At 35.3% G+C, this 1044-nt stretch carries 1 protein-coding gene; it reads left to right on the top strand.

Going from position 1 to position 1044, the window contains the following annotated elements; genetic code table 11:
• Window positions 1-91 precede the first annotated feature (91 nt).
• Complete coding sequence (locus A6E06_RS08290; RefSeq protein WP_083190303.1) at window positions 92-1006, top strand: competence protein CoiA family protein; 915 nt, start codon at window positions 92-94, stop codon at window positions 1004-1006.
• Window positions 1007-1044 lie beyond the last annotated feature (38 nt).

Below are 1044 nucleotides of genomic sequence, written 5' to 3'. Positions count from 1 at the left end.
CTTTAGTTTCAGTGATTAAGGCAGTAAAATTCAGCTAGGTCTGTATCGTAGCAAACGTGTTATGCAGGCGTTATGTTCTCGGAGGGATTCTGTGAGTGATTTACAATTAGTTCCTTTTGGTCTCAGAGAAGAAGACCAAGAAATTGTTGATGTAAGCGAAGTTATTAAAGGCAATAAATGTGGTTGTATTTGTCCTTCATGTGAGACCCCTTTAACTGCTAGGCAAGGGGATGTCAATCAATGGCATTTTGCTCATATTACGCGTAAATCATCAATGAAAACAAAAGATGAATGTGATTTCTCTTTTTTTGTTTCAGTTCGTTTAATGGCTCGCCAAGTAATTATTAAAGGCATAAATATTGATTTGCCCGCGAATATTGATTATGTAGGAGAAGAATCACCATCGGGCGAATACTTCTCAGAAGTATTCGAAATATCATCGGAGCAAACGGTTCAACTGTCAGCCCCTGAGTTAGATAAGAAATTTAATCATGTATGCGTTGATATTCTTGCAAACATCAAAGGTTTCCCATTTGTTATTTACTTTTCCCATCCCAACCGAGATACTCCTGAAGAGTTATGTCACCAGAAAGAAAAGTGTGGGGTTGTTGAAATAAAGCTAGACGAATTACTATCATTATTTCAAGCTCCTGAATCTAAAAATAAATCACATAAGAAAATTCTTAGCGATTTTTTACAATATAATTTAGAGTCTAAATTGTGGTTATTTCACCCAAGAGCAGAAAGTAAGCGCTACAATGCTCAATTGTCACTTCGGAAAACGATTGATATTTATGAAAAAAATCTTGCTATAGAGTTAGACTCTGAGAAATCCATTTCATGGAATAATCACTCTCCAAAAGTTAATATTGAGATACCTAAGCGTATTGCAAGATATGAGTGTGTAATTTGCAATGCTTTATGGGAAGGGAAGGATCCAGATGGTAATAAATGTCCTAATTGTAAAACTCATTTATATTCTCGTTTGGTACATTACATTACGTAAGAGCGAACATAACAATCGCATCAACACGATTTGCTACA

Origin of the sequence: Aliivibrio sp. 1S175 (assembly GCF_001690985.1) — a bacterium.
Classification (GTDB): Bacteria; Pseudomonadota; Gammaproteobacteria; order Enterobacterales; family Vibrionaceae; genus Aliivibrio.
This window is presented reverse-complemented; position numbering and strand designations above follow the sequence as displayed.